The sequence below is a fragment of the Cohaesibacter celericrescens genome (genome assembly GCF_002866925.1).
GTDB lineage: Bacteria > Pseudomonadota > Alphaproteobacteria > Rhizobiales > Cohaesibacteraceae > Cohaesibacter > Cohaesibacter celericrescens.
Window position 1 is genome coordinate 190,767 of sequence record NZ_PKUQ01000001.1, and the last position, 21,991, is coordinate 212,757.

Annotated in this window: 21 protein-coding genes; 14 read left to right on the top strand and 7 right to left on the bottom strand. The window is 49.8% G+C overall.

What is annotated here, in order from left to right:
• Positions 1 to 16 precede the first annotated feature (16 nt).
• Complete coding sequence (gene fliP / locus C0081_RS00920) at positions 17 to 760, top strand: flagellar type III secretion system pore protein FliP (protein WP_101532331.1); 744 nt, start codon at positions 17 to 19, stop codon at positions 758 to 760.
• Between the two features lie 35 nt (positions 761 to 795).
• Here the strand turns inward: fliP and C0081_RS00925 are convergent, their stop codons facing one another.
• From C0081_RS00925 to C0081_RS00945, 5 genes are all read right to left on the bottom strand, one after another.
• Positions 796 to 4,665: a tetratricopeptide repeat protein gene (locus C0081_RS00925; RefSeq protein WP_101531921.1), complete on the bottom strand. Its 3,870-nt coding sequence runs from the start codon at positions 4,663 to 4,665 to the stop codon at positions 796 to 798.
• A 149-nt stretch (positions 4,666 to 4,814) separates the two neighbouring features.
• Positions 4,815 to 5,534 (bottom strand): MotE family protein, encoded by a 720-nt coding sequence (locus C0081_RS00930; RefSeq protein ID WP_101531922.1) that lies wholly within the window; start codon positions 5,532 to 5,534, stop codon positions 4,815 to 4,817.
• Positions 5,531 to 6,085 (bottom strand): DUF6468 domain-containing protein, encoded by a 555-nt coding sequence (locus tag C0081_RS00935; RefSeq protein ID WP_101531923.1) that lies wholly within the window; start codon positions 6,083 to 6,085, stop codon positions 5,531 to 5,533. Before C0081_RS00935 ends, C0081_RS00930 begins: the two co-directional genes overlap by 4 nt.
• A complete protein-coding gene (gene fliM / locus C0081_RS00940) occupies positions 6,086 to 7,255 on the bottom strand; it encodes a flagellar motor switch protein FliM (protein WP_101531924.1) in 1,170 nt (389 codons plus the stop codon).
• 8 nt (positions 7,256 to 7,263) lie between these two features.
• On the bottom strand, positions 7,264 to 7,773 hold the full coding sequence (locus C0081_RS00945; RefSeq protein WP_101531925.1) for a flagellar basal body-associated FliL family protein: 510 nt from the start codon (positions 7,771 to 7,773) through the stop codon (positions 7,264 to 7,266).
• A 279-nt stretch (positions 7,774 to 8,052) separates the two neighbouring features.
• Here C0081_RS00945 and C0081_RS00950 point away from each other — a divergent pair, with 279 nt between their 5' ends.
• Genes C0081_RS00950 through flgH form a run of 4 tightly spaced genes read left to right on the top strand, consistent with a single transcriptional unit; the run spans position 8,053 to position 11,406 of the window.
• Positions 8,053 to 8,793, top strand: coding sequence for a flagellar hook-basal body complex protein (locus C0081_RS00950; RefSeq protein WP_180966689.1), 741 nt, complete (start codon positions 8,053 to 8,055; stop codon positions 8,791 to 8,793).
• Positions 8,794 to 8,820: 27 nt separating this feature from the next.
• Positions 8,821 to 9,606 carry a flagellar basal-body rod protein FlgG gene (gene flgG / locus C0081_RS00955; protein WP_101531927.1) on the top strand — a complete coding sequence of 262 codons (786 nt, stop codon included), beginning with the start codon at positions 8,821 to 8,823 and terminating at the stop codon, positions 9,604 to 9,606.
• 10 nt (positions 9,607 to 9,616) lie between these two features.
• Entirely contained in the window at positions 9,617 to 10,654 is a 1,038-nt protein-coding gene (flgA, locus tag C0081_RS00960) for a flagellar basal body P-ring formation chaperone FlgA (RefSeq protein ID WP_101531928.1), read from the top strand.
• Positions 10,654 to 11,406 carry a flagellar basal body L-ring protein FlgH gene (gene flgH / locus C0081_RS00965; RefSeq protein ID WP_101531929.1) on the top strand — a complete coding sequence of 251 codons (753 nt, stop codon included), beginning with the start codon at positions 10,654 to 10,656 and terminating at the stop codon, positions 11,404 to 11,406. The genes flgA and flgH overlap by 1 nt, the downstream gene beginning before the upstream one ends.
• 220 nt (positions 11,407 to 11,626) lie before the next feature.
• Here the strand turns inward: flgH and dksA are convergent, their stop codons facing one another.
• Both dksA and C0081_RS00975 read right to left on the bottom strand, forming a co-directional pair.
• The gene (dksA, locus tag C0081_RS00970; RefSeq protein ID WP_101532332.1) at positions 11,627 to 12,043 is read right to left on the bottom strand and encodes an RNA polymerase-binding protein DksA; all 417 of its coding nucleotides are present in this window, start codon (positions 12,041 to 12,043) and stop codon (positions 11,627 to 11,629) included.
• A 143-nt stretch (positions 12,044 to 12,186) separates the two neighbouring features.
• A complete protein-coding gene (locus tag C0081_RS00975; protein ID WP_180966690.1) occupies positions 12,187 to 12,621 on the bottom strand; it encodes a flagellar assembly protein FliX in 435 nt (144 codons plus the stop codon).
• Between the two features lie 308 nt (positions 12,622 to 12,929).
• Between C0081_RS00975 and C0081_RS00980 the strand changes: the two genes are divergently transcribed.
• The 9 genes from C0081_RS00980 to flaF all read left to right on the top strand — a co-directional run bounded on the left by C0081_RS00980 (position 12,930) and on the right by flaF (position 21,899).
• A complete protein-coding gene (locus tag C0081_RS00980; protein WP_101531931.1) occupies positions 12,930 to 14,039 on the top strand; it encodes a flagellar basal body P-ring protein FlgI in 1,110 nt (369 codons plus the stop codon).
• On the top strand, positions 14,039 to 14,341 hold the full coding sequence (locus C0081_RS00985; protein ID WP_101531932.1) for a rod-binding protein: 303 nt from the start codon (positions 14,039 to 14,041) through the stop codon (positions 14,339 to 14,341). The genes C0081_RS00980 and C0081_RS00985 overlap by 1 nt, the downstream gene beginning before the upstream one ends.
• A gap of 1 nt (position 14,342) precedes the next feature.
• Positions 14,343 to 14,849, top strand: a complete 507-nt coding sequence (locus C0081_RS00990; protein ID WP_101531933.1) for a hypothetical protein — start codon at positions 14,343 to 14,345, stop codon at positions 14,847 to 14,849.
• Positions 14,850 to 14,905: 56 nt separating this feature from the next.
• Positions 14,906 to 16,831: a tetratricopeptide repeat protein gene (locus C0081_RS00995; protein ID WP_101531934.1), complete on the top strand. Its 1,926-nt coding sequence runs from the start codon at positions 14,906 to 14,908 to the stop codon at positions 16,829 to 16,831.
• 160 nt (positions 16,832 to 16,991) lie between these two features.
• The gene (locus C0081_RS01000) at positions 16,992 to 17,378 is read left to right on the top strand and encodes a hypothetical protein (protein ID WP_101531935.1); all 387 of its coding nucleotides are present in this window, start codon (positions 16,992 to 16,994) and stop codon (positions 17,376 to 17,378) included.
• 442 nt (positions 17,379 to 17,820) lie between these two features.
• A complete protein-coding gene (locus tag C0081_RS01005) occupies positions 17,821 to 19,203 on the top strand; it encodes a flagellin N-terminal helical domain-containing protein (protein ID WP_180966691.1) in 1,383 nt (460 codons plus the stop codon).
• A gap of 297 nt (positions 19,204 to 19,500) precedes the next feature.
• Entirely contained in the window at positions 19,501 to 20,889 is a 1,389-nt protein-coding gene (locus C0081_RS01010) for a flagellin N-terminal helical domain-containing protein (protein ID WP_101531937.1), read from the top strand.
• Between the two features lie 265 nt (positions 20,890 to 21,154).
• Positions 21,155 to 21,574 carry a flagellar biosynthesis repressor FlbT gene (gene flbT / locus C0081_RS01015; protein ID WP_101532333.1) on the top strand — a complete coding sequence of 140 codons (420 nt, stop codon included), beginning with the start codon at positions 21,155 to 21,157 and terminating at the stop codon, positions 21,572 to 21,574.
• On the top strand, positions 21,531 to 21,899 hold the full coding sequence (flaF, locus tag C0081_RS01020; protein ID WP_101531938.1) for a flagellar biosynthesis regulator FlaF: 369 nt from the start codon (positions 21,531 to 21,533) through the stop codon (positions 21,897 to 21,899). Before flbT ends, flaF begins: the two co-directional genes overlap by 44 nt.
• The last annotated feature ends 92 nt before the right edge of the window (positions 21,900 to 21,991 follow it).

Sequence of the window (21,991 nt, forward strand, 5' to 3'; positions counted from 1 at the left end):
GCGCCTGTCGCGTAGCATGCGCATTTGCGGCTGGCTATTGCTGGTGGGTATAGCAGGTTTGGTAACACTGTTGTCTAATCCAGCCATGGCTCAACAAATGACCATCGGCTTTGGTGACGACATCACGCTCACCGAACGCGCCATGCAATTGGTCGCCCTGATCACGGTTCTATCACTGGCTCCGTCGATTTTAATAATGGTGACTTCATTCACGCGCATTGTCGTGGTTTTGTCCCTTCTTCGCTCCGCAATAGGCTTGCAAACTGCGCCTCCAAACACTGTCATGGTCAGTCTGGCGCTGTTTTTGACGGCCTTTATTATGGCCCCCACCTTCGAAGAGGCTTACACCACCGGTATTGAGCCACTCGTGGCTGGCAGCATCGAAATACCGGAAGCCTTTGAACTGTCAGCAAAGCCGTTTCACACTTTCATGCGGCAGCATGTGAGAGAAAATGATCTGGCACTGTTTCTCGATATCGCAAGACAGGAAACACCAGAAACTCCAGAGGACATCAGCCTGCGCGTGCTTGTTCCGGCATTCATGATCAGCGAATTGAGACGCGCTTTTGAAATTGGCTTTCTTGTCTTTCTACCGTTCATCATTATCGATTTGGTTGTCGCTTCGATCTTGATGTCTATGGGCATGATGATGCTGCCACCTGTCGTGATTTCTCTGCCGTTCAAACTGATTTTCTTTGTTTTGGTGGATGGTTGGAACCTGATCACAGGGTCACTGGTGAAAAGCTTTTTGGGCTCATAGACTTTGCACCAGCCCGCGATAGTATTTGGACAAGATCAGACTTGAGGCGTCGTCGGTGCATCAGATTTTGGTGCCAAACCAGCGGGATCAGCATTGGTCACGGCGTCAGCATTATCCGAACTGTTGCCGGTGTTGAGATAACGCGCACGGTACTCTTTTAAAAACCGTTCCATCGTGTCGATACCGGCAATTTCCTGTGCAATGGCCTGAAACTCCTGTCCATCGCGTTGGATTGGCAGGGTCACAACATCAAACGCCCCAGACACCGAGGTGTTGGACATACGTTCAGCATATTTACGCCGCAAACGATCCAACCCAAGCTTGTCGTCGGCCAGACTATAAGCAATCCCGGCTCGCAATATATTGGTCTGCTCACCCTGATCAAGGCTGTTGGCACTGCTCCAGCGTTCACCAAGCATCAATTCTATTTGCTCTGCTGCATCTTGCCACCGTTTTGCTCGCCACATGATGTCAGCCCGCAGCTGATCAATATCTTCCCCTTCCAGCGGCTTGAGAAGATCCAACGCAAGACTGACCTTGTTCAACTCAGCCAGCGCTTTGGCTTCCACCAAACGCCGCTGTCTTTCAAGAGACAATGGTAACTGCGATTGACGGGTTCGTCTTAACGTATCCAGAGCCAAATTGGGTTTGCTATCCAACAAATAGATCAATGCCAGATCCGCAGCGATCTGTGACCGAGCTGCACCCTTCAACCTGTTTTCCACCTGATGCTTCAAAAGATCTGCGGCGCGATCCAACAAATCAACTTCCACCAGCTTATCAGCCAAACGACGCACCATTTCGTCGCCTCGCCGACCAACTGGCGTCAACTCACGAAAATCATAATAGAGGGAAAGCGCCTTGATGGCCGACAAACCTTTGACTTCTCCATCCAAAAACAGAGAAGAAAAAACCGCATTCATTTCTTCTTGCAGAACACGCGAGATATCGGAGTTGGGATTGGAACTCGCTGTAGACTTCAAGGTTTCAAAGGCACTGCGAAACGCGCCCTTATCGACATAAAAATGGGCAAGCGAACGCAAAGCATTCAGCTCGACATCATCGCCTCGCCAAATCGCAGTCAGGCTTTCAAGTTCATCAATAGCCTCGTCAACATCGATCACATTCTCCTGCTGCCGCAGTTTGATATCTTGCAACCAAGCATCGTTGGCAATGGGCAAATATTTTGTTTCCCGCGCAGCGTTAAACGATTCAAAGGCTTCCTTTGGCTGGTTACGGGCAACGGCAATTTTCCCGCGCAACAGATTAAAGCGGGCGATGCCTTCTTTATCGAGATAAGTCGGATTGATCTCAGCCAAAGCAGCCGAACCACGGTCAAACTGTTGGTCAAGAAGAGAAATTTCCACACCATCAAGCAGCAACATTTGGCGCACTTTGTTGCCATAGTCACTGGCAACCGTTGATGCCAAATCCAGCGCATCCTCGGCCTCTCGCCAGCGACCAGAACGCGCTGCAGCCAACCCTCGCCAGACAGAAGCATCGGGGTCATTAAGAAATTCAGGATGGTTCAAGCGTCGATAGGCCGAATCTGGTCGCCCCGCAAACACTTCGGCGGCTGAGAAAAGCGTACGAAATTCCTTCCCTCGTGCAAATTCAGGTGCAGACTGTTCAATCATCTGAAGATGGCCCAGTGCCTCAAACGCATACCCGTTGGCGACCAGTAATTTGGCCAAGGCCATTTGGCTCTGGATTGCCATCAGATCATCAAGCTTGGACAATTTACGTTCCAATTCTTGACGTTGGCGAATAAAGATTACAGGGGTCTTTGCGACGGATTTGTCCAAATCCAGAAATGTTTCTCTGGTTTTGCCCTGATTGCTTGTTAGGGAACTGACATCAATTTTACTGACTTCAGAATTGGACAAGGATAGTCCACTAACCGAACTGATATAGACAAAACCCTCATCACGTGCGACTTGCAAATCATCCACATGCTGGGAAACAGCAATCCCGTGAGCAGATATCAAAGTTGAAAAATCGACGAATCGTTGCGCTTTAACAAAACCGCGTGCAGGCCCAAGCCCCGTAACAACATGCAACGTCTCTCCCGTTTCTGGATCGCGCAACTGCAATAAAGAGCCAACAGTATCGAACTTGACGCGCATAGCAGTGCGGCCACCGCTTATCTTTGTTCTGACCATATGCAAGGGCTTTGTCGGCTCGACGACCAGATCTCCGATCGTCAGCAACCAACCGTAGCCCTCTGGCGAAAATGTCACCAACCGGGAATTTTTCAACGGCACTCTCAAGACCGCGATGTTACCAGATCGCCAGACTTCCAGATCATCCGCCATGGACGCCAGATACTGTTTCGCACCAGTTACATCCAGATCCAGCGTCGTATCAAACACGGCCCAGATCACGCCGTTCTTGCGGAACACAGCTGAGGCTGTGGGGTTCTTGAACGGAAAATACAGTCTTACGGAACGACCAAAGGTTTTGGCTTCCACATGCAAGGCTTGCGAAGACAGGTCCTCTCCCGTGCCATTCATGCGCTCGGCATTGCCTCGTTCGGGAGCGGGAGCTGGTGTGAATTCAGGCGCAGGTGCCGGCTGAAGAACATCTTGAACTGCCGATGTAACAAGCACGGTATCCGCAGCCGGGATAACCTCATTCACAACTGGCAATGGCGTCTCAACCTTGGCTTCAGGCTTGGGCTGAGGCATTCCCATAGCAGGAGTTTGCTGTTGAGTAGGCGCTTGACTTGTCGTTTGCCCGGTCACTTGGGTCGGAACAATCGGCTTGGTAACCTGTGCATTGGTAAAGAGCGAGGCATTTTCGTCCGGTTTATTGGGTCCGGGCCCAATAATGAGCCGCGTTTCCTTGGAAGAACCACCAATGCGCTCGCCAACACCATCAATATTAGTTTGAGGCAGAAGGGAACCATCAGCGGCAATCAGGTCAACACCACGCGCGACCAATACGCCAGTATCTCCGGGTTTGGATACAGCCCGCGTGATATGATCCTCAACACTCTTGGCCGCGAACAAGTCCTTGTCACCCGTAATATCAACGATATAGGCATTATCTTCGCGAAAAGCCCGCACATCGGCATTTTTCGCCACTTCAAGGGTAAATTTGGCCCGCCCATTCTCCATAATCATCCGCATATCTTGCACCAGCGATGGCAAAGAAGCACGGATCTCGGACAAATCAACATTCGTTGCGTGATTGAAAAACAGATTTACCTGCTTTCCCTCTCGTTCAAATGTTGAATCAAAAGGAATGTTCCAGACAAAAGCAAACCGAGAAAAGGTAGGATGATCCCCAATACGGATATCAAGTTTAGGCTGAATGCGAGTTGCTTTGCTTGCCTGCTCCAAAGAGCGAGCACGCCGCAACGCCTCCTCGGCCCGATTGGCAAGCTCAGTCACGACTTCAGACGGCAAAGAAGGCGGCAATCCTGCCCAGTTTCGGGGCAATAGATCGATGAACAAACGTTCGCCCGCTTCCATCGTATTGACGCGCACATTCTCTTTGAGTGCAATGCGAATGCCTTTGCCATCGGGATCCAGACGCGCAATCGAAATGTAATCGGACAATGCACGAGATAAGGCCGTCACCGCGCCAGACTTCATGCGTTCGTCGAAGCGAATGACAAAAATGCTGTTATCTTGCTTGATCGAGTAACCGGGCAGCAAATTTCGACCCGAAAAATTCAGGACAACGCGGCCAAAACCATTCTCTTGAGATGGACTGATGATCAGTTCGCCAACATCAGCCGGAGACTGCTGGGCATGGACCACTTGAGAACCGGTCATACCACTGGCAAAGATCAAAGCAGCGGTAAAAAGCATCAAAATCATAGCCCGACACACAACATCAACCGCGCGGCTTTGAGAGCCTCGCTGGGTCAACTTGCTTCGCTGAGCTGGTATCGACATATACTGTATCCGCATCAACAGATCTCTGATCCTGGAAAGATTGGGCACATGGAAAGGCCAACCTGACGACATTGGAGACCACTATAAGCTCAAATGCTTTATCGTCACTTACCAAGACCAATAAAGAAATCCACCCTAAATTGGCAAACTCAATTGCCGATCTGAGGAAGCGCATCCATGCCCATGGACTCGACGTCATCTTCCAAACTGTTACCCTGAGCAATCGCAAGACTGAGGGCACTGGCTGAACTGGCTTTCATCTGTCCCAGAATGGCCGACATTTTACGCGGGTTCATAATCTTCACAATCTCGAGAAGGACATTCGGTTCCAAAACCTCAAAGATCTTTGCAGCCTGCTTTGGTTTCATTGTCTGGTACATCGAGACCAGTTTGCCCAGATCTTCTTCCTGCTCTTTATTGCGTTTGTTAGACGCAAGCTTGATTGAGTCTTCCAATGACCTGAGTTCATCAACGCGTTGTTGAAGGCGCTTTTCAGCTGCCTTTAAAAGCGCCTCACGCATTTCCAAGCTCTTTTCGCGTTCTGTCAATTCGTCCCTGCGAAGAGCCAGACGTTCCAACAGAGCCAATTCCGAGCGGGAACTGCGCGATGGATCGACCTTCATGCCATCAACAAATCCAGTGGGCTCTTCCGCACTTGTGTCTTGCTGCACATCAGCATTATCAACAGCGGCACTGGTTTCGCTTTCTGCAGTAGGTTCAGCCTGTTGTACACCGGGCGTTTCTTGTGCCAAAGCCTGCGTGGTTGAGCCGCTAAATGTATCACTGTTGGCAACCAAATGTGTAATCTTAACAAAGAACAAGCCAATGACCGCAATCAAGACTACAGGAAGGAGGCGAACACTGGTCATGCCGCGACACCTCTTTTTTGCCGAATAGCCATCAAGCGTTCTGACGTGGCGGCCGCCACATCCTTGAGACGACGGGGACCTTCCACGGATTCTACCACGGGCGCAGAGACAGAGCGCTCATAGTCCGGATAAGGAGCATCGACTGGTGGATAATGAGCGTCGGAGACTTCATAATTATAATCGCGCTCAATGGCTTGTCGACCCACGGACTGCCGTTTGGGCGCAGCGCCACGGACGGCATCAGATATCTTCACCAACCGGCCAACAACACCATCACCTTGCGACACATAATATTGTAGATCAGAAGACAGACGTTCCGCTTCCATCAACCGATGAGTCAAGTTTTTATCACAATCGCCAGCCGTGGCCTTCAGGCCCAAGATGGCACGTTCTGCAATTTCGGTCGCAGTGATCAACTCGGCAATAGTCGCACGCAACGCCTCTTCATCGTTGCGCAGCCGCTTCAATCGCTTATTCAACGTCATGCAATAACCGATCGTCAGAACGAGCAAAAATGCGACGAGCAATTCAATCATCATCCCTACAGTCATTTACTCACCCTTCCCGGTTCCGCCTTGCGCGGCTTTTTCAAATGCAGCTAACGACATTTTTGGTTTTGCCAATTTGCTTGATACTTGAACTGAAATATTTCCGTTGTGCTGTCCCATAACCCCGTTGGTCAAATGAACACCACCACACTTGATATTAATCGGATCATTCGGGCCACTTTCCAGCATCAAGGTCTGCCCAACATCCAATTTCATTACGTCATTCAAAGACATTTGCCGATCAAACAGCACAGCATCAACCTGCACTTCAGACGCATGGACTTCTGTCGCCAAATGCCCTTCCCAAATAGGGTCACGACCGAATTTTTCGCCCATGAACATCTGCAACAGCATGTCACGAATCGGCTCGATCGTTGCATACGGCAGCAGCATTTCAATTTTGCCACCGCGGTCTTCCATATCAATCCGCAATTCAACCAAGATCGCAGCATTGGCTGGACGCGAAATAGCAGCGAACCGCGGATTGGTCTCTAGCCGTTCCAGCGTAAAATTGACCGGAGAAAGAGGTGCGAATGCTGCCTCTGCATCTTCCAGAACAATTTCAATCATCTGGCGCACCAGATTAAGCTCGATTGTGGTGTAGGGACGCCCCTCCACACGAATGGCTGACGTACCGCGCCCTCCACCAAGCAAAACATCGATAATCGAATAAATCAGGCTCGAATCAACAGTAATCAAACCAAGGTTATCCCATTCCTCGGCTTTAAAAACAGTCAGAATAGCAGGCAATGGAATTGAGTTTAGATAATCTCCGAACCGAATTGAAGTGATGGAATCAAGAGAGACCTCGACGTTATCAGAAGTAAAGTTACGCAAACTGGTCGTCGTCATCCGAACCAAACGGTCGAAGACGATTTCAAGCATTGGCAGACGTTCGTAAGAAACAATGGCGGAATCGATCAGGGCGCGCACACCACTGCGCTCACCTGCAAATCCGTCATCAAGACTAAAACCGAGTAGATTATCGATTTCTTCCTGATTGAGCACACGGTCGGCACCACGGGTGGAGCCTTCTTCTCCACCAGCAGGCTCGTCGATCATCGCGGCCCATTGCGCGGCCATCTCATCAGCATTACCGGCACCCTGCTCTTCAAGAGCAGCGCCCCAATCGGCCATCAGATCTACGCCTTCATCTTCGTCTTCATCAGCCATCGCACACCCTACTGGATAAGGATTTCCCTAAACAGAATATCATTCACCTTGACCGGATAAATCGAGTCATTGATCCGTTTCAACAGTTCCCGCTTGAGCCGGAAGAGCCCGGCTGACCCTTCCAGATCAGCAGTTCTCAACTCGCGCAAATACACTTGAAATGCATCCAGCACCCGCGGCATAAAAGGTTCGATTTTCTGAGCCTGTTCATGGCTCACCATTTCGAGAGACACCTTGATGCGCAGATATTGCGCCCTACGATTCTTCGAATTCAGATTCACCGTCATCTCTGGCAAATCATAAAAGTAAGCTTTAGATGCAGGATCGGCATTTGGATCATTCTCAGGCTCAATCACATCTTCCGATGCACCAGAGAACAAGAAATAGTAGGCAACTCCTCCGCCACCCAGCAACACCAGCAACACCACGACAGCAATGAGGATCAATTTCATCTTGCCGCCGAAACGCCCGCCGGTTTCGCTGCCTTCTTCCTGATCAGTTTCTACTTCGTCCGCCATCCGGATCCAGTCCAGTTACGATTCATCAATCTTGGTTAATGCTTATTAATAAATAGCCCAGAAATAGTTAACAAAACCTTTCAAATTCCCACTCGGCACATTTTTCCCACTGGGCAGTATTACCCACGCATTTTCTGCCATCTTGCGGGGTAACGAGGACATGGATCGTTGATTTATATAATGAATTTCAACTGGCACGGATCATGCTTAATAAACCATGAACGCACCATGCTGGGGAGCGAGCGTGCGCATCATTCGGGAACAAAGTGGTTAACGGTTATGGATAACTCACAACTCATAGGTCTATCGCGGCAAATGGTTTTGCAGCGCAAGATGGATGTCATTGCCAACAATCTGGCAAACATCAACACATCCGGCTATAAGGCCGACAATCTCATGTTTGAAGAATATGTCATGCCAGTTGCTCGCATGAACGAATTTCGACCCTCGGACCGGGAATTGTCTTATGTACATGACGATCGCATCGCCCACCAATTCTCAGCCGGATCTGTAATTGACACCGGCAATCCGGTCAACGCGGCGTTCAACGACACGGATTCGTTCTTCACGATCCAAACGCCCGGCGGAGACCGCTACACGCGCAACGGCGAATTTGACATAAACGCCCAAGGCCAACTGGTAACCACCGACGGTTATCCCGTAATGGGACAGGACGGCCCGATCATTTTCACAACCGAAGACACCAATGTTAACATCACAAGAGATGGCCAGATCACCTCTGACCGAGGGGATGTAGGGCGCTTCAGCGTTGTGACCTTTGCAGACAAGCAAGCCCTCAAAAAAGAAGGCCGTTCCTTGTTTGCGGGAGAGAACCCAACGCCTGTAGAGCAACCCAACATCTTGGGTGGAAGGATTGAACAATCCAACGTCAAGGGTGTTGTTGAAATCTCGAGAATGATTGAAGTCACCCGCTCCTATGCCAGCCTTGCCAAGTCACTCAGCCAGACATCGGAATTGCGCCAGACCGCAATTGATACTCTGGGCAAGCTTTCTGCTTGACGCAACAATAGATAAGGAAGACGAACCATGAGAGCTCTTTATATTGCGTCCACAGGCATGCTCGCACAGGAACGCAACGTCGAAGTCACATCAAACAACATCGCCAACATGCGCACCACCGGCTACAAAAAGCAGAGAGCCGAGTTTCAGGACCTGCTTTATCAGGATTTGCGCCGCACAGGATCGTCAACGTCAGCATCAGGCACCACTGTTCCAGTCGGCGTGCAGATTGGTTCAGGCGTGCGGCTTGCTGCCACGGCCCGTGTTATGTCGCAAGGATCCGTTGAGAGCACCAGTAAGGAACTGGATGTGGCTATTCGTGGAGAAGGCTTTTTCCAAATCAGCCTACCTGATGGCAGAACCGGTTACACCCGTGACGGTTCATTTGAACTTGATAGTACCGGCCAACTTGTCACAGTAGACGGCTACACAGTCCAACCCGGCATTACATTCCCCGATGATACCCGCGACATCACCATCAGCACGGATGGTGAGGTTCAGGTGACAACAGGAAACTCCACCACGACACAGACTTTGGGGCAACTGACGCTGGCAAGATTTGTCAACAAAGCCGGTCTCGACGCCATTGGAGACAATCTGTATCTCGAAACCGGAGCAAGCGGCACACCACAAGTTGCCACGCCAGCGGATGACGGATACGGCACATTGCTTCAAAGCTACCTTGAATTGGCCAACGTCAATTCAGTGTCCGAAATTTCGGATTTGATCGCCGCTCAGCGCGCCTACGAGATGAATTCACGCGTCATCAGCGCCGCCGACGAGATGCTCTCTTCAACCACTAATCTGAGATAGGGACGCTGATATGAGAACCGATCTCAACAAAACACTTTTTTACAAATGGGCAAGAACAGCAGGTGCTTTGCTCGCCGCCATTCTGCTATTCGCCGCCGCCACCACCTCAAATGCACGATCCCAAACCAACGGGATCAACCAAGACCCTGCTAAATTGCAAGGCCATGTGGTCGTAAGTGGCAAACTGGTAACCCTTGGCGATCTGTTTGATAATGCCGGTGACGTTTCTCACAAGGCCGTCTTTCGCGCACCGTCGATCGGACAAAGCGGTACAATCAGTGCATCCCGCGTCATCGAAGCCGCGCGACGTGCAGGCCTGTCAAACATTGCTTCCACGACCATTCAATCTGTAAAAGTATTGCGCGATTCTCAGCTGGTATCAGAAAGTGATATCGTTGCCAGCCTGATCACCCAACTGCGTGCCAAGGGATATGTCTCCGCGATAGACCAAGTGAATGTCGAGCTCTCCACCCATTATGTGGACCAGCATGCAGCATCCAGCGCTGCCCGCGCTTTCGATATCAGAAGTCTGCGGTTTGACAGAAATAGCGGCCGGTTCACAGCCAGCCTCAAGATTGGTGGTCGTCAAGACCTAAGCGCCATGCGCATTGCAGGCAGAGCAACAGAAACAGTCCTCACTCCAGTCATGACACGCAACATTCGCCGTGGAGATATTATCACCGACTCCGATATTACTCTGACACCCATGCCCAAACGGGAAGTTTTATTGTCAAAACCCGCCCCGATGGCCAACGTCATCGGCATGGCTGCTCGTCAGGCACTGCGTGCAGGCATGATCGCAAATAGCTCCTACTTCACAGCCCCCGATATCATCAATCGGTCAGACGTCGTTACCATCCTGTTTCAAACCGGAGCGCTAAAGCTCAGCATGCGCGGCAAAGCCCTGATGGCAGGCGCCAAGGGTGATGTGATTACAGTTCAAAACTTGCAAACCAGTCGAATAATCAGAGGTGAAATTGTCGGAGCCGGACTGCTCCAGATCAACAAGCCTATGAACATCATTGCGGCCCTGGGAGCCAATGAGTAATGAAACACGCCCAAGTGCTCGCACTTTGTCTGGTCGCAACCTCCCTCACCGCCTGCGGTGCTGGCGACAGGCTCCGCAACATCGGTAAACAACCCGCCTTGTCCGCGATTGAAAACCCGACAGCGCAAAAAGGCTACCGTCCGGTCCAGATGCCCATGCCAACCAGCACCGAACCTGCCAGCTACAGCCCTAACTCTTTATGGCAAACAGGGTCGCGCGCCTTCTTCAAGGATCAACGCGCCAACAGGGTTGGTGATATTCTGACGGTCGAGGTTGAAATTACCGACTCAGCAAAATTGGATAACACCTCCAAACGCTCACGCTCCGGTTCGGACAATGTCGGCTTGGCTGGAAGCATAGGCACCCGTATTGCCAGCGTGATTCCCAACGAACTGATAGGCACGGGAGACGCGTCTTCCTTAGCGGAAGCTTCATCTGCTTCATCATCGGAAGGCAGTGGCGAAATCGATCGCTCTGAAAGCATCACAACCACGATTGCCGCCGTTGTTTTGCAAGTGTTGCCAAACGGCAATCTGGTGATTGAAGGACGTCAGGAAATTCGGGTTAACTTCGAAGTCAGAGAGCTGCTTGTAGCTGGCATCGTGCGACCAGAGGACATTTCATCGGACAACACCATCGAGTCGGCTAAAATCGCGGAAGCCAGAATAGCCTATGGCGGACGCGGCCAAATCACAGATGTCCAGCAACCACGTTATGGCCAACAGGTGATGGATATTATCTTGCCATTCTAACGTCGCTCCGGTTCCCGAAACCGACACGAAACAACGCTCCCCGTCTGGCCCGACAACCACCGGGCCCGACATCGGGCGAGGCTTATTCCCGTAACGCCTCCCCACCAAGCTGCCAGACCTTCGCTCCCACATTGGTTTGGCACAAAAAAAGGCGCGGATCCAACTCTGGGATCCGCGCCTCTTATAAATGTTTAAAACAAGCAGGACTGCCGATCAAGACTCAATCATCCCGATAGACTTTTTCCCGACGCTCATGACGTTCTTGCGCTTCAACCGACAGAGTTGCTGTTGGCCGGGCATCCAAACGCTTCAGCGCAATGGGCTCCCCCGTAGCTTCGCAATAGCCATAGGATCCATCGTCAATCCGCTTGAGCGCTGAATCAATTTTGGAAATCAATTTGCGTTGACGATCCCGAGCACGCAACTCAATGGATCTATCAGATTCAGATGACGCCCGATCCACCAGATCCGGATGATTGGAGCTGTCATCTTGAAGATGTTGCAACGTCTCGCGGCTTTCCCGCAAGATATCGTCACGCCACTGTTTCAGCTTGCGCCGAAAATACTCTGTCTGCCGTTCATTCATGAAAGGCTCACCGTCCGAGGGACGATAGTCATCATCTATCTCGATCGACATGGGATACCCCTTGTTCCCCATAAAAAGACGAGTTTTATATAAAGGCGCAAAGCCAATCAAACAACTATCCATTCAAAATAATTGGAATTGATCTTAATTTAACTGGGTGAAATTCAGCAATTAGGCTAATTTTGCGCCTTATATCATCCCATAGCCTTTCGATTCTGGTCCAATTTTGCGATTTCCACCTGCGCTCGCAAACCAATTTCCGAAAGCAACTCATCGATTCGGGCATCTCCGCTTTTTTCCTGCTCAGTCACCAAACGCTCAAGTTGCGTCAAAACTGATCGCGGTAGAGTGCCGGCCAACAGGCCCATGCGGACTTCTTCCAGCAGGTCCAGCATTTTATTACCACGCCGCACCGCTTTTTTGCGGCGTCCATGAAGAGCATCGTCAACACCCTGAAGAGCAAGCAGCGAAGACACGTCATGCAGGGCGCTGCTTTGCATCGTCCCTGACGTCTGTTTTGCGCCGCCAGTCTCCTGAGGCACAGAAAAACTACTGGATGTGCTCTGTGCGCGCTTACCGCCACTGGCTTTACCGATTTGGTTTGCACCATTACCACCCAGAATTCGCATTATACCATCCCTTAAAATTGCCCGTCGCATCCAAGAGATGCGCGACTGGCATGCTGTCTGGCGAAACATCGGCCACCAACTGTTAAGGAAAAGATTAACTTATTCGGTTAACAAGCCGTTAATACACTGGGCAATTATTGCAGCGCACGATCTGCCAAGCAGCAAAGGAAGAACTACACTTCACAGTAAAACACATTTTTTTCAATGAGATAGAGTGATAAACGCTTCCTTTTACAATTGGCACGGTCTTTGCAAAACAATTAGATAGAATTTCAAATTGCATCAGTTGGTATAAAAAGGTTAATTCAATGTCATTCCGTTCCCTAGTCCTGATGACATTTGCAACGCTCCTCTTGGTTGTCATGCCGGCGCATAGCTCGTCGCGTATAAAAGACATCGTGGATTTTGAAGGCATCAGAGACAACCAATTGATTGGATATGGTTTGGTGGTGGGCCTTGACGGAACTGGCGACTCGCTGACCAACGCGCCTTTTACCAAACAAAGCTTGCAAGCCATGTTGGAACGCATGGGGGTCAACATTTCGGGCGTCACTCTCAACACCAAGAATGTCGCAGCCGTCATGGTCACAGCAAGTCTGCCTCCCTTCTCCGTACAAGGATCACGTATCGATGTAACCATCAGCGCCTTGGGTGATGCCGATAGCTTGCAAGGCGGCACATTGCTCGTCACGCCCCTTATGGGTGCAGACGGTGAAGCCTATGCAATCGCACAGGGGCCTGTCGCAATTGGAGGCTTCTCGGCTCAAGGCGATGCAGCGGCCGTCACCAAAGGCGTTCCAACATCTGGTCGCATTGCCAACGGTGGCATTGTGGAGCGTGAATTGCCTTTCAAACTCGCAAGCATGTCAACACTGCGCCTGTCTTTGCGCAATCCAGATCTCACCACCGCTCGCAGGATAGCACAGTCCATCAATGACCTGATTGGACAACCGGTTGCCGAACCACTGAACCCCTCCGGCGTTCGCCTAACATTACCACGGGATTTTAACGGCAACATCGTCGACCTGATTACTGATATTGAACAATTGAATATAGAACCGGATCTTCCGGCAAAGATCATTATTGACGAGTCCACCGGTATCATCGTTATGGGACAAGAAGTGCGCGTTAGCACTGTCGCCATCGCGCAAGGCAATCTGACCGTATCAGTCACTGAGGCTCCACAGGTTGCACAGCCCAATCCATTAGCCAACGGGCAGACAGTCGTCGTGCCGCGGACGCAAGTCGATGTCACCACCGATACCGACAAGAAACTGGCATTGCTGGAAGGCAGTGTCCCCCTTCGTGATCTTGTCTCAGGTCTCAATGCCCTTGGCGTTGGTCCGCGCGATATGATTTCTATTCTTCAAGCCATCAAAGCTTCAGGCGCCCTTCAGGCAGAAATAGAGGTGATGTAATGACCACCGTTAACGCCACACCCTATTCGATTACGGAGCAAGGATCGCTTCAGAATCTCAGCAGAAAGGAACAAGCCCGACAGGTTGCCGAACAATTTGAAGGTGTCTACCTCACCCAAATGCTTTCATCTATGTTTGAAGGCATCGGAAAAGATGATGCGTTTGGTGGCTCTTACGCCGAGGACACCTATCGCGGCCTGCTGACAGAAACCTACGCCGATACCATCACCAAGTCTGGTGGCATGGGCATCGCCGATTCCATCATGCGCGAATTGATCAGCCTTCAGGAAGTGGAGCAATAATATGAGTGAGCAAGAAAACAAGGCCACCAGTCCTGTCACACAGGCAGCAACGTTGGCCAAATCTCCCATTGCTTCGCCCGATGATGTGCGTCGCCTAGTTGGCGCTATAGAGCATATTATGGATGCGCTGGACGACGTTATGGGCGAAGAAACCAAGCTCTTGAAAGAAGGCAAGGTCAAACAGGCCTTGGATCTGGTTGAAGCCAAGAACCAACTGTCCATCCAGTATATGCTTTTGCAAAAAGCCATAACCGCCAATGCCTCGCTGGTGAAACAAATGGCCCCGCAGGACAGTGAGCAACTAACCAGGCGCCATCATATGTTCCAAAGCACTTTGCAAGCCAATCTGGCGGTCATCGCCACAGTGCGAGAAGTATCCTCTGAGCTTGTCCATGACATCAATGATCAAGTTCAAAAAGGCGGCAAAGCCAACACCTACGGACAGTCGGGTCAATTGCCTCAGCATGTAACCCAACGTCGCGGCTTGTCCATTGATACCGCTTCCTAACATAGACATAAATCTTGGCCACACGTCAAAATCCAAAAGACAGAGCCTGCTGCCCGATGAACAATGCGATTAGTCTTCTAAAAAAAGCGCAAGCGGACCTGCAAAAAGGCAATGCGGTTCGAGCAGAAAAACACTGTCGGAAACTGCTCAAGGACAAAACCCTCTATCTACAGGTTCGGCTGTTGTTGGCAAAGGTCATGACACAGCAAAACCGCCTTAAAGATGCAGCCCTCTTTATGGCTGAAGCAGCAAATCACGACACCTCCCAGACCCAATTGCAAATGGCAGCCGGAGAGATGCTAAACCGTGTCGGTATGTTTGAAGATGCGCAACCATTTTTGGAACGTGCCGTAACAGCACAACCCACCAATTCCAACGCCTGGTTTGCATTGCTTTCAGGCATGGCATCGGACATCCTCAACCCAACCCGTCCAAACTCCAAAGACAAGCACCATACGGTTCCTGCCGACCTTGTTCAACTAGCCCAAAAGCTTCAGAATAATTTCCCTGAAGCCCTAAAGATGATCGCACTCATCGGCGAGATTTATCTCGCGAATGGCCAAGTAGATGCGGCTGAGAACTGCTTCCATCAAGCACTTTCTGCACGCCCCTATATCCCCGCGGCGCATCACAACTGGTTGAAACTTCATCTTGAAGCACTCGATCACGAAGCAATTTTGGCCTATGATAGCGAACATGGTGAGGTGGTAGCACAAGATGCTCTCTGTCAACGCACCATTGCAGCTTCTCTCGAAAATTTGGGATTTTTCGACAAAGCCCTTGAACGTCTAAACATTGCCATTGGTCTTTGCACCAACAATGCTCCACGGACCAACGAATACCTCGCAGCAAGAGGTCGGGTCCATTTCTATCTCGGCAAGTTCAACGAGGCCTTGGAAGACCTCAGTAAATCTCTTAAAGCCAAACCTGATTTTCTGGATGCACGACACAATCGATGCCTTACGAACAAATGCCTCGGCAATATTGGCGCAGCAGCACAAGACGAATTTGCGCGCTTAAAAATGGATAACAAACATGCGACGTTCGACTTTGAAAAACCAATTTGGAACGGCGAACCTCTGACTGGAAAGCGACTTTTCATATGGTCGGACATGGGTGTTGGAGACACATTTAAATATACACCGCTTATCAGAGAGTTATCAAAAGACGGTCACATCATTCTGGCTGCACAGCCCAAAACCCTGGCTTTTCTAAAAACAGTACTGCCTGAAATCGAAATGCGCGACATACCCAAACAAAAACTAACAATGGCCAACAATCGAATAAATCTGCACAATATCAATGCCAATACGACAGGAATAGCAACCTTCGACCCAATTGAAGAAGATTTCGATTATCACATGCCACTGGCTGGCCTTTATACAATCCTTCGACCAGATATGGCTTCATTCAAGCACTTAACGCGCGCCTTTTCGCTGCCTGAAGCAATCATTGAACCTTACCGACAACTGGACTGCATGAAAAATCCTCAAACCACCAAGGTTGGGTTAGCATGGTCCAGCAAGAGTAAGAACCCAATGGTTGAACGGAATTATCTTACACTAGAAGACTTGCTCCCGATCCTCAGAATGCCCGGTTTTGAGTTTTATAATCTTCAATACAGTGCTGAAGAAGACGAGATAAAGGCGTTTAGCAAAAAGCATTCAGTTCCGCTCCATCACGCACCCGGTCTAGATTTGATGGATGACATGCTAGGTACAGCAGCTTTTACATCCTGCATGGATCTATTCATAAGCCCAGCCAATACCTGTTGCGATATAGCAGGAACCATGGGTGTCAAAAGCCATAGAACAGATCTGATTCATTTACCTGAGAGCCTAGGAAAAGATTATGTGCCTTGGTATGAAGACCAAAAATGCCTAAGAATTCCATGGGGTCGCACGGTATTAGACTATCTACCTCAAATGCAAGATTGGTTGATGGTCAACAAAGATCATCGCGGCAAGCATCACTCACTCTGACAAACAGCGCAGTGTAGTCTTTTTCGACCAACAACGCCCCTATTCTCAATGCAATAAACTTCAGTAACAAAGCATTAGCTCTATAATCCAGTCAAAAATGACAAGAAGTTTCAATTCTGCTATAATGTTTCTACTTAAGCATGGCGATTTGAGGCTTGATATGGATCTATCCGTCCAGAAAATGCAGCCGCCTGCCAGCGTACAAGGCAAATCGGCGGCCAAGAAAACAAGTCCCGGCAGCAGCGATGACGCGGTAGATGATGTTAGCCGTGACCAAAAAACGCGTTTTGCCCATGGCAACACCGGTTACGATGAGATCGATGCAGACGATTGCCATCCCAGACAGCCAGAAACACATGAACGCAAGCGGCGGCGCAAAAACAGACAGTTGCTCTCGCGCGAAGACTTGAGTGAACTCACATCATCTCTGGAAGAATTACAGCAAGCCGACCAATCGGCTGACGGACTGATGAATATGCGCGCCTATCAGGCACAACCTTCTGAGACGGAAGAAGACGAACGCCCCCATTTTGAAGTCAATATTTAGCGTCTCAACCCTGAGTCTCGTCTGAATTCCGTTTTGGCGCAAAAATCGATTGCTGTTGTGCACATTAGATTTCCACAAATTCAGCAAATCATAATTCAATCGGACAAATTTAAATAAATTCCTCTCCCCTGTGATCCAGCAAAGCCTCAGTCTTGCCAAGAGGAACACTTTATTTACCAAAGTCCCTACCGCATTCTGCAACAATCAGACCCATCTTGATTGCACCAAAGGCATGAAACAAACGCTATTCTGCAAATTCAAGCGGCCAGTAATCATTGATTAATCATACCTTGCCCGTACTAACCCTGCATTAACCCTGACGCCTGTTAACCATATAATTTTACTAATGATTCTGGTTTAAAGCGCATTGTTCTCCCAGACCAAGGATGGTCCTGAAGGCCAAGTAATGGCCACGAGTACAAACCAGAAAGGTTTTGGGAAAATGTCAGATATTACTCTTTCCGCCGGCGTACGGCAGAATCTTCTCTCCCTGCAGAACACAGCGGACATGATGTCCACCACGCAGAACCGTCTTGCTACCGGCAAGAAAGTCAACTCTGCGCTGGACAATCCAAGCAACTTCTTTACATCACAGAGTCTCGGCACGCGGGCAAACGAGCTGAGCAACCTTCTGGACAATATCAGCACCTCCACCCAGGTTCTGGAAGCTGCAGACAACGGCATCAAAGCGATCACTGATCTGGTCGAAAGTGCCCAGTCAACTGTCAAACAGGCCCAATCTGCCAACAGCTCCAGCGAAGGTACCCACATTCAGGGTGATGGCTCCATCGACACGACATCATCTCCTAGCGGCACCACCGTCAAGGAACGCGTCGAAGCCCAGACGCTTAGCAATCTTGGAATTGATTCTGCAGCGGACATTACACTGACATCGACATCAGAAAATGGTGTCACCAGCACATTCAATCTTGCTGAGCACTTCACAGCAACCGGCGAAGCGCTCGACGATGCCAACGGTGACACCACCACAGGTGACGCCTATAGCGTCTCAGATCTTGTCAATGACATCAATGCCTCTGGTGTTGCTACCGCATCCATCACTGACGACGGTCGTCTGGATCTGAAAGCAAATGGCAACGAAAAACTGGATCTGACACTACAATCGATTGGTGGTGCTTCTCAAGCTGCGTCCGACTCTGTAGCAGCAGTCTTCGGCTTTGGCGGTTCGGCTGATGTCGATGGTGAAGGCGCCACAGTAACCGGCGCAGGTGGTACCGACGTAGAATTCACCAACGGTGCTTCTGCTGGTGCAGCGGATACATTTACAGTGTCAAACGTTGCCAGCTCCACTGATTCAGATAACGCTGATCTGGTCACCCAGTTCAATGAAATTCTCGATCAAATCGACCAGCTTGCGGCTGACTCCAGCTTCAATGGTCAAAACTTGATCAATGGATTGGGCAACGACTTGACGGTGGCGTTCAACGAGAAACGTGATGAAGGCAAGTCTGAATTGACCATTGCGTCTGCAGATCTTACCTCTTCCGGTCTGAACCTAAGTGACGCAACGTCTCTCAGCTCTGATGAAGCCAACGAGAAACTTGATGCCTTGTCAGAATCCTTGAGTACACTTCGCACACAGGGGTCTACCTTTGGTTCAAATCTGAACACGGTGAAGATTCGTCAGGACTTTACCAAAGACAGCATCAATACTCTTCAAACCGGTGCTGACAGTCTGGTTTTGGCAGATACCAACGAGGAAGGCGCCAATATGTTGGCTCTGCAAACTCGTCAGTCTCTGTCCACCACGGCTCTGTCTCTGGCTTCTTCCGCCGACCAGGCAGTGCTTAGCTTCCTTCGTTAATCAAAACCAAATTTACAGCCGAAACGGGGCCTCAGGGCCCCGTTTTTTTTGGGCCATAAAACTGCGATTTCATATCAGATTTTTTCTTAGGAAACATCGCCTTATACTCGAGTAACCCCTTGAGATAAATACTCTTTCCACTTACCCAAGTTTCAAGCTTGAATCGGTAACAACGTATTAAGGTTAACACGACACGTTTGATTAACCCTAAATTAGTGATTATTCGCGAAAATCCGACTAAGCCTCAGAAAGAGGCGCAAAAACAATTTGTATTCGAGTACCCAGAAAGGTAATCTCATGTCGTCGGATATCACTCTCTCAGCTGGCGTGCGCCAGAACCTCCTCTCCCTGCAAAATACTGCGGACTTGATGTCCACCACGCAGAACCGTCTGGCAACAGGTAAAAAAGTGAACTCTGCGTTGGACAATCCAACAAACTTCTTTACCTCACAAAGTCTTTCCAGCCGTGCAAGCGACTTGGGCAACCTTCTGGATGGCATTTCAAATTCCATTAAAACGATTGAATCTGCTGATAACGGTATCACCGCGATCACCGATCTGGTTGAATCAGCTCAAGCAACTGTCCGTCAGGCTCAGTCTGCAAACAGCGCCAGCGAAGGTACCCACATTCAGGGCGATGCTGCCATAGACACCACATCGTCCCCCTCCGGTTCAACCGTACAAGAACGTGTTGAAAATCAGACACTTACTAATCTTGGAATTGATTCTGCAGCGGACATTACACTGACATCAACCTCAGCAAATGGTGTCACCAGCACATTCAATCTTGCTGAGCACTTCACAGCAACCGGCGAAGCGCTGGACGATGCCAACGGTGACACCACTACAGGTGATGCCTATAGCATCTCTGATCTTGTCGATGACATCAATGCTTCTGGTGTTGCTACCGCATCCATTACTGACGATGGTCGTCTGGATCTGAAAGCAAATGGCAACGAAAAACTGGATCTGACACTACAATCGATTGGTGGTGCTTCTCAAGCTGCGTCCGACTCTGTAGCAGCAGTCTTCGGCTTTGGCGGTTCGGCTGATGTCGATGGTGAAGGCGCCACAGTAACCGGCGCAGGTGGTACCGACGTAGAATTCACCAACGGTGCTTCTGCTGGTGCAGCGGATATATTTACAGTTTCAAACATTGCGTCTAGCTCTGACTCGGACAATGCTGAACTGGTCACCCAGTTCAATGAAATCCTTGATCAAATTGACCAACTTGCGGCAGACTCCAGCTTTAACGGTATCAACCTGATCAACGGTACCGGCAATGACTTGACTGTGGCCTTCAACGAGAAACGTGATGAAGGCAAATCTGAACTAACCATTTCATCTGCCGATCTGACCTCTGATGGTCTGAACCTGACCGATGCCACGTCCCTCAGCGCTGATGAATCCAACCTGAAACTGGATTCCTTGTCAGACGCTCTAACAACACTGCGCAAGCAGGCATCAACCTTCGGTTCCAACCTTTCTACAGTGCAGATCCGTAAGGACTACACCAAGGAAGCCATCAACACCCTTCAAACCGGTGCGGATGCTCTGGTTCTGGCCGATGGCAACGAAGAAGGCGCAAACATGCTGGCCTTGCAGACCCGTCAGACGCTGTCTACAACAGCCCTGTCTCTGGCATCTCAAGCAGACCAAGCCGTTACAAGCTTCCTTCGGGCCTAATAAGCTCCGTTACAAAAATACGAAAAGGCGGGGAAATCCCCGCCTTTTTTCATTTTTACGGTTAGCAGCTTATCAGCCCTTGCCTTTTGACCTTTGCATACCGCTTTAACTAGACTAGAGCCTATCCATATAACATTGCGAGGTTTTTGCGATAAGTGATCTCGTTTAAAGAAAGACTTCAGCATCCTACAGTATGAGGATCGTTGGAACCGCTCTGGGAAAAAAGGTGGGCTGCTGGCCTAACTGCGAAAACACAGGATTTGCTATGTCTTTGAAAATAGAACTTCGCCCCGCCGAGCGCATCATTATTGGCAACAGCGTCATCACCAACGGAGACAATCGCGCCAAACTATATGTCGATGGCACAGCCCCTATTTTGCGCGAAAAAGACATCCTGACGAGCGATACCGCCAACAGTCCAGCTCGGCGCATTTATCTATGCATTCAGCTGATGTATTTGGGCCAGGATCTCTCCAAGCATAAAGAAACCTACTTTACTCTTATCAACGATTTTTTACAGGCCGCCCCCAGTGCATTAACGATTGTAGACACCATAAATAGTAAAATATTAACTAATTCTCTCTACCCTGCTTTGAAAGAAGCCAAAGCTCTTATTAGGTATGAAGAGGAGTTACTCCGGGATGTACAGCCAGTCCGCAGCGAAAGCCTACCAGAACACGGGTAACCAGGCAGGAAATCCACGTGAGCGAGAAGCTGCGCTTTTGATTAAGGCAGCCGCATATCTGCAACGCACCAAATTGGAAACATCGACACCCGACGATCTTGATTATGCCCTGACTTTCAATCGCAAAATCTGGACTATGTTTGTTGGTGAACTGCTTGATGAAAACCATGAAATGCCCAAACCGTTGCGCGAAAACTTAGTCAATCTGGGACTGTTTACATTCAACCATACCTTGGAAATCATGACGGATCCCCAATCCAAGACAGTGGATAGCCTGATCAATATCAACCGCAATATTGCTGAAGGTCTGCGCGCCAACAACTAGGCGAGACGCAAACAGATGATCGCATTTTTCTGCGCCGCCCAAACGGGTCCGGCGCAGTTTTTGTTTGTGGAGTTCCTATAAATCAAGACACC

Coding starts and splice junctions, on each gene's coding strand:
- fliP (WP_101532331.1), top strand. CDS start 17: ATGCGCATTTGCGGCTGGCTATTGCTGGTGGGTATAGCAGGTTTGGTA.
- C0081_RS00925 (WP_101531921.1), bottom strand. CDS start 4,665: ATGTCGATACCAGCTCAGCGAAGCAAGTTGACCCAGCGAGGCTCTCAA.
- C0081_RS00930 (WP_101531922.1), bottom strand. CDS start 5,534: ATGACCAGTGTTCGCCTCCTTCCTGTAGTCTTGATTGCGGTCATTGGC.
- C0081_RS00935 (WP_101531923.1), bottom strand. CDS start 6,085: ATGACTGTAGGGATGATGATTGAATTGCTCGTCGCATTTTTGCTCGTT.
- fliM (WP_101531924.1), bottom strand. CDS start 7,255: ATGGCTGATGAAGACGAAGATGAAGGCGTAGATCTGATGGCCGATTGG.
- C0081_RS00945 (WP_101531925.1), bottom strand. CDS start 7,773: ATGGCGGACGAAGTAGAAACTGATCAGGAAGAAGGCAGCGAAACCGGC.
- C0081_RS00950 (WP_180966689.1), top strand. CDS start 8,053: ATGGATAACTCACAACTCATAGGTCTATCGCGGCAAATGGTTTTGCAG.
- flgG (WP_101531927.1), top strand. CDS start 8,821: ATGAGAGCTCTTTATATTGCGTCCACAGGCATGCTCGCACAGGAACGC.
- flgA (WP_101531928.1), top strand. CDS start 9,617: ATGAGAACCGATCTCAACAAAACACTTTTTTACAAATGGGCAAGAACA.
- flgH (WP_101531929.1), top strand. CDS start 10,654: ATGAAACACGCCCAAGTGCTCGCACTTTGTCTGGTCGCAACCTCCCTC.
- dksA (WP_101532332.1), bottom strand. CDS start 12,043: ATGTCGATCGAGATAGATGATGACTATCGTCCCTCGGACGGTGAGCCT.
- C0081_RS00975 (WP_180966690.1), bottom strand. CDS start 12,621: ATGCGAATTCTGGGTGGTAATGGTGCAAACCAAATCGGTAAAGCCAGT.
- C0081_RS00980 (WP_101531931.1), top strand. CDS start 12,930: ATGTCATTCCGTTCCCTAGTCCTGATGACATTTGCAACGCTCCTCTTG.
- C0081_RS00985 (WP_101531932.1), top strand. CDS start 14,039: ATGACCACCGTTAACGCCACACCCTATTCGATTACGGAGCAAGGATCG.
- C0081_RS00990 (WP_101531933.1), top strand. CDS start 14,343: ATGAGTGAGCAAGAAAACAAGGCCACCAGTCCTGTCACACAGGCAGCA.
- C0081_RS00995 (WP_101531934.1), top strand. CDS start 14,906: ATGAACAATGCGATTAGTCTTCTAAAAAAAGCGCAAGCGGACCTGCAA.
- C0081_RS01000 (WP_101531935.1), top strand. CDS start 16,992: ATGGATCTATCCGTCCAGAAAATGCAGCCGCCTGCCAGCGTACAAGGC.
- C0081_RS01005 (WP_180966691.1), top strand. CDS start 17,821: ATGTCAGATATTACTCTTTCCGCCGGCGTACGGCAGAATCTTCTCTCC.
- C0081_RS01010 (WP_101531937.1), top strand. CDS start 19,501: ATGTCGTCGGATATCACTCTCTCAGCTGGCGTGCGCCAGAACCTCCTC.
- flbT (WP_101532333.1), top strand. CDS start 21,155: ATGTCTTTGAAAATAGAACTTCGCCCCGCCGAGCGCATCATTATTGGC.
- flaF (WP_101531938.1), top strand. CDS start 21,531: ATGTACAGCCAGTCCGCAGCGAAAGCCTACCAGAACACGGGTAACCAG.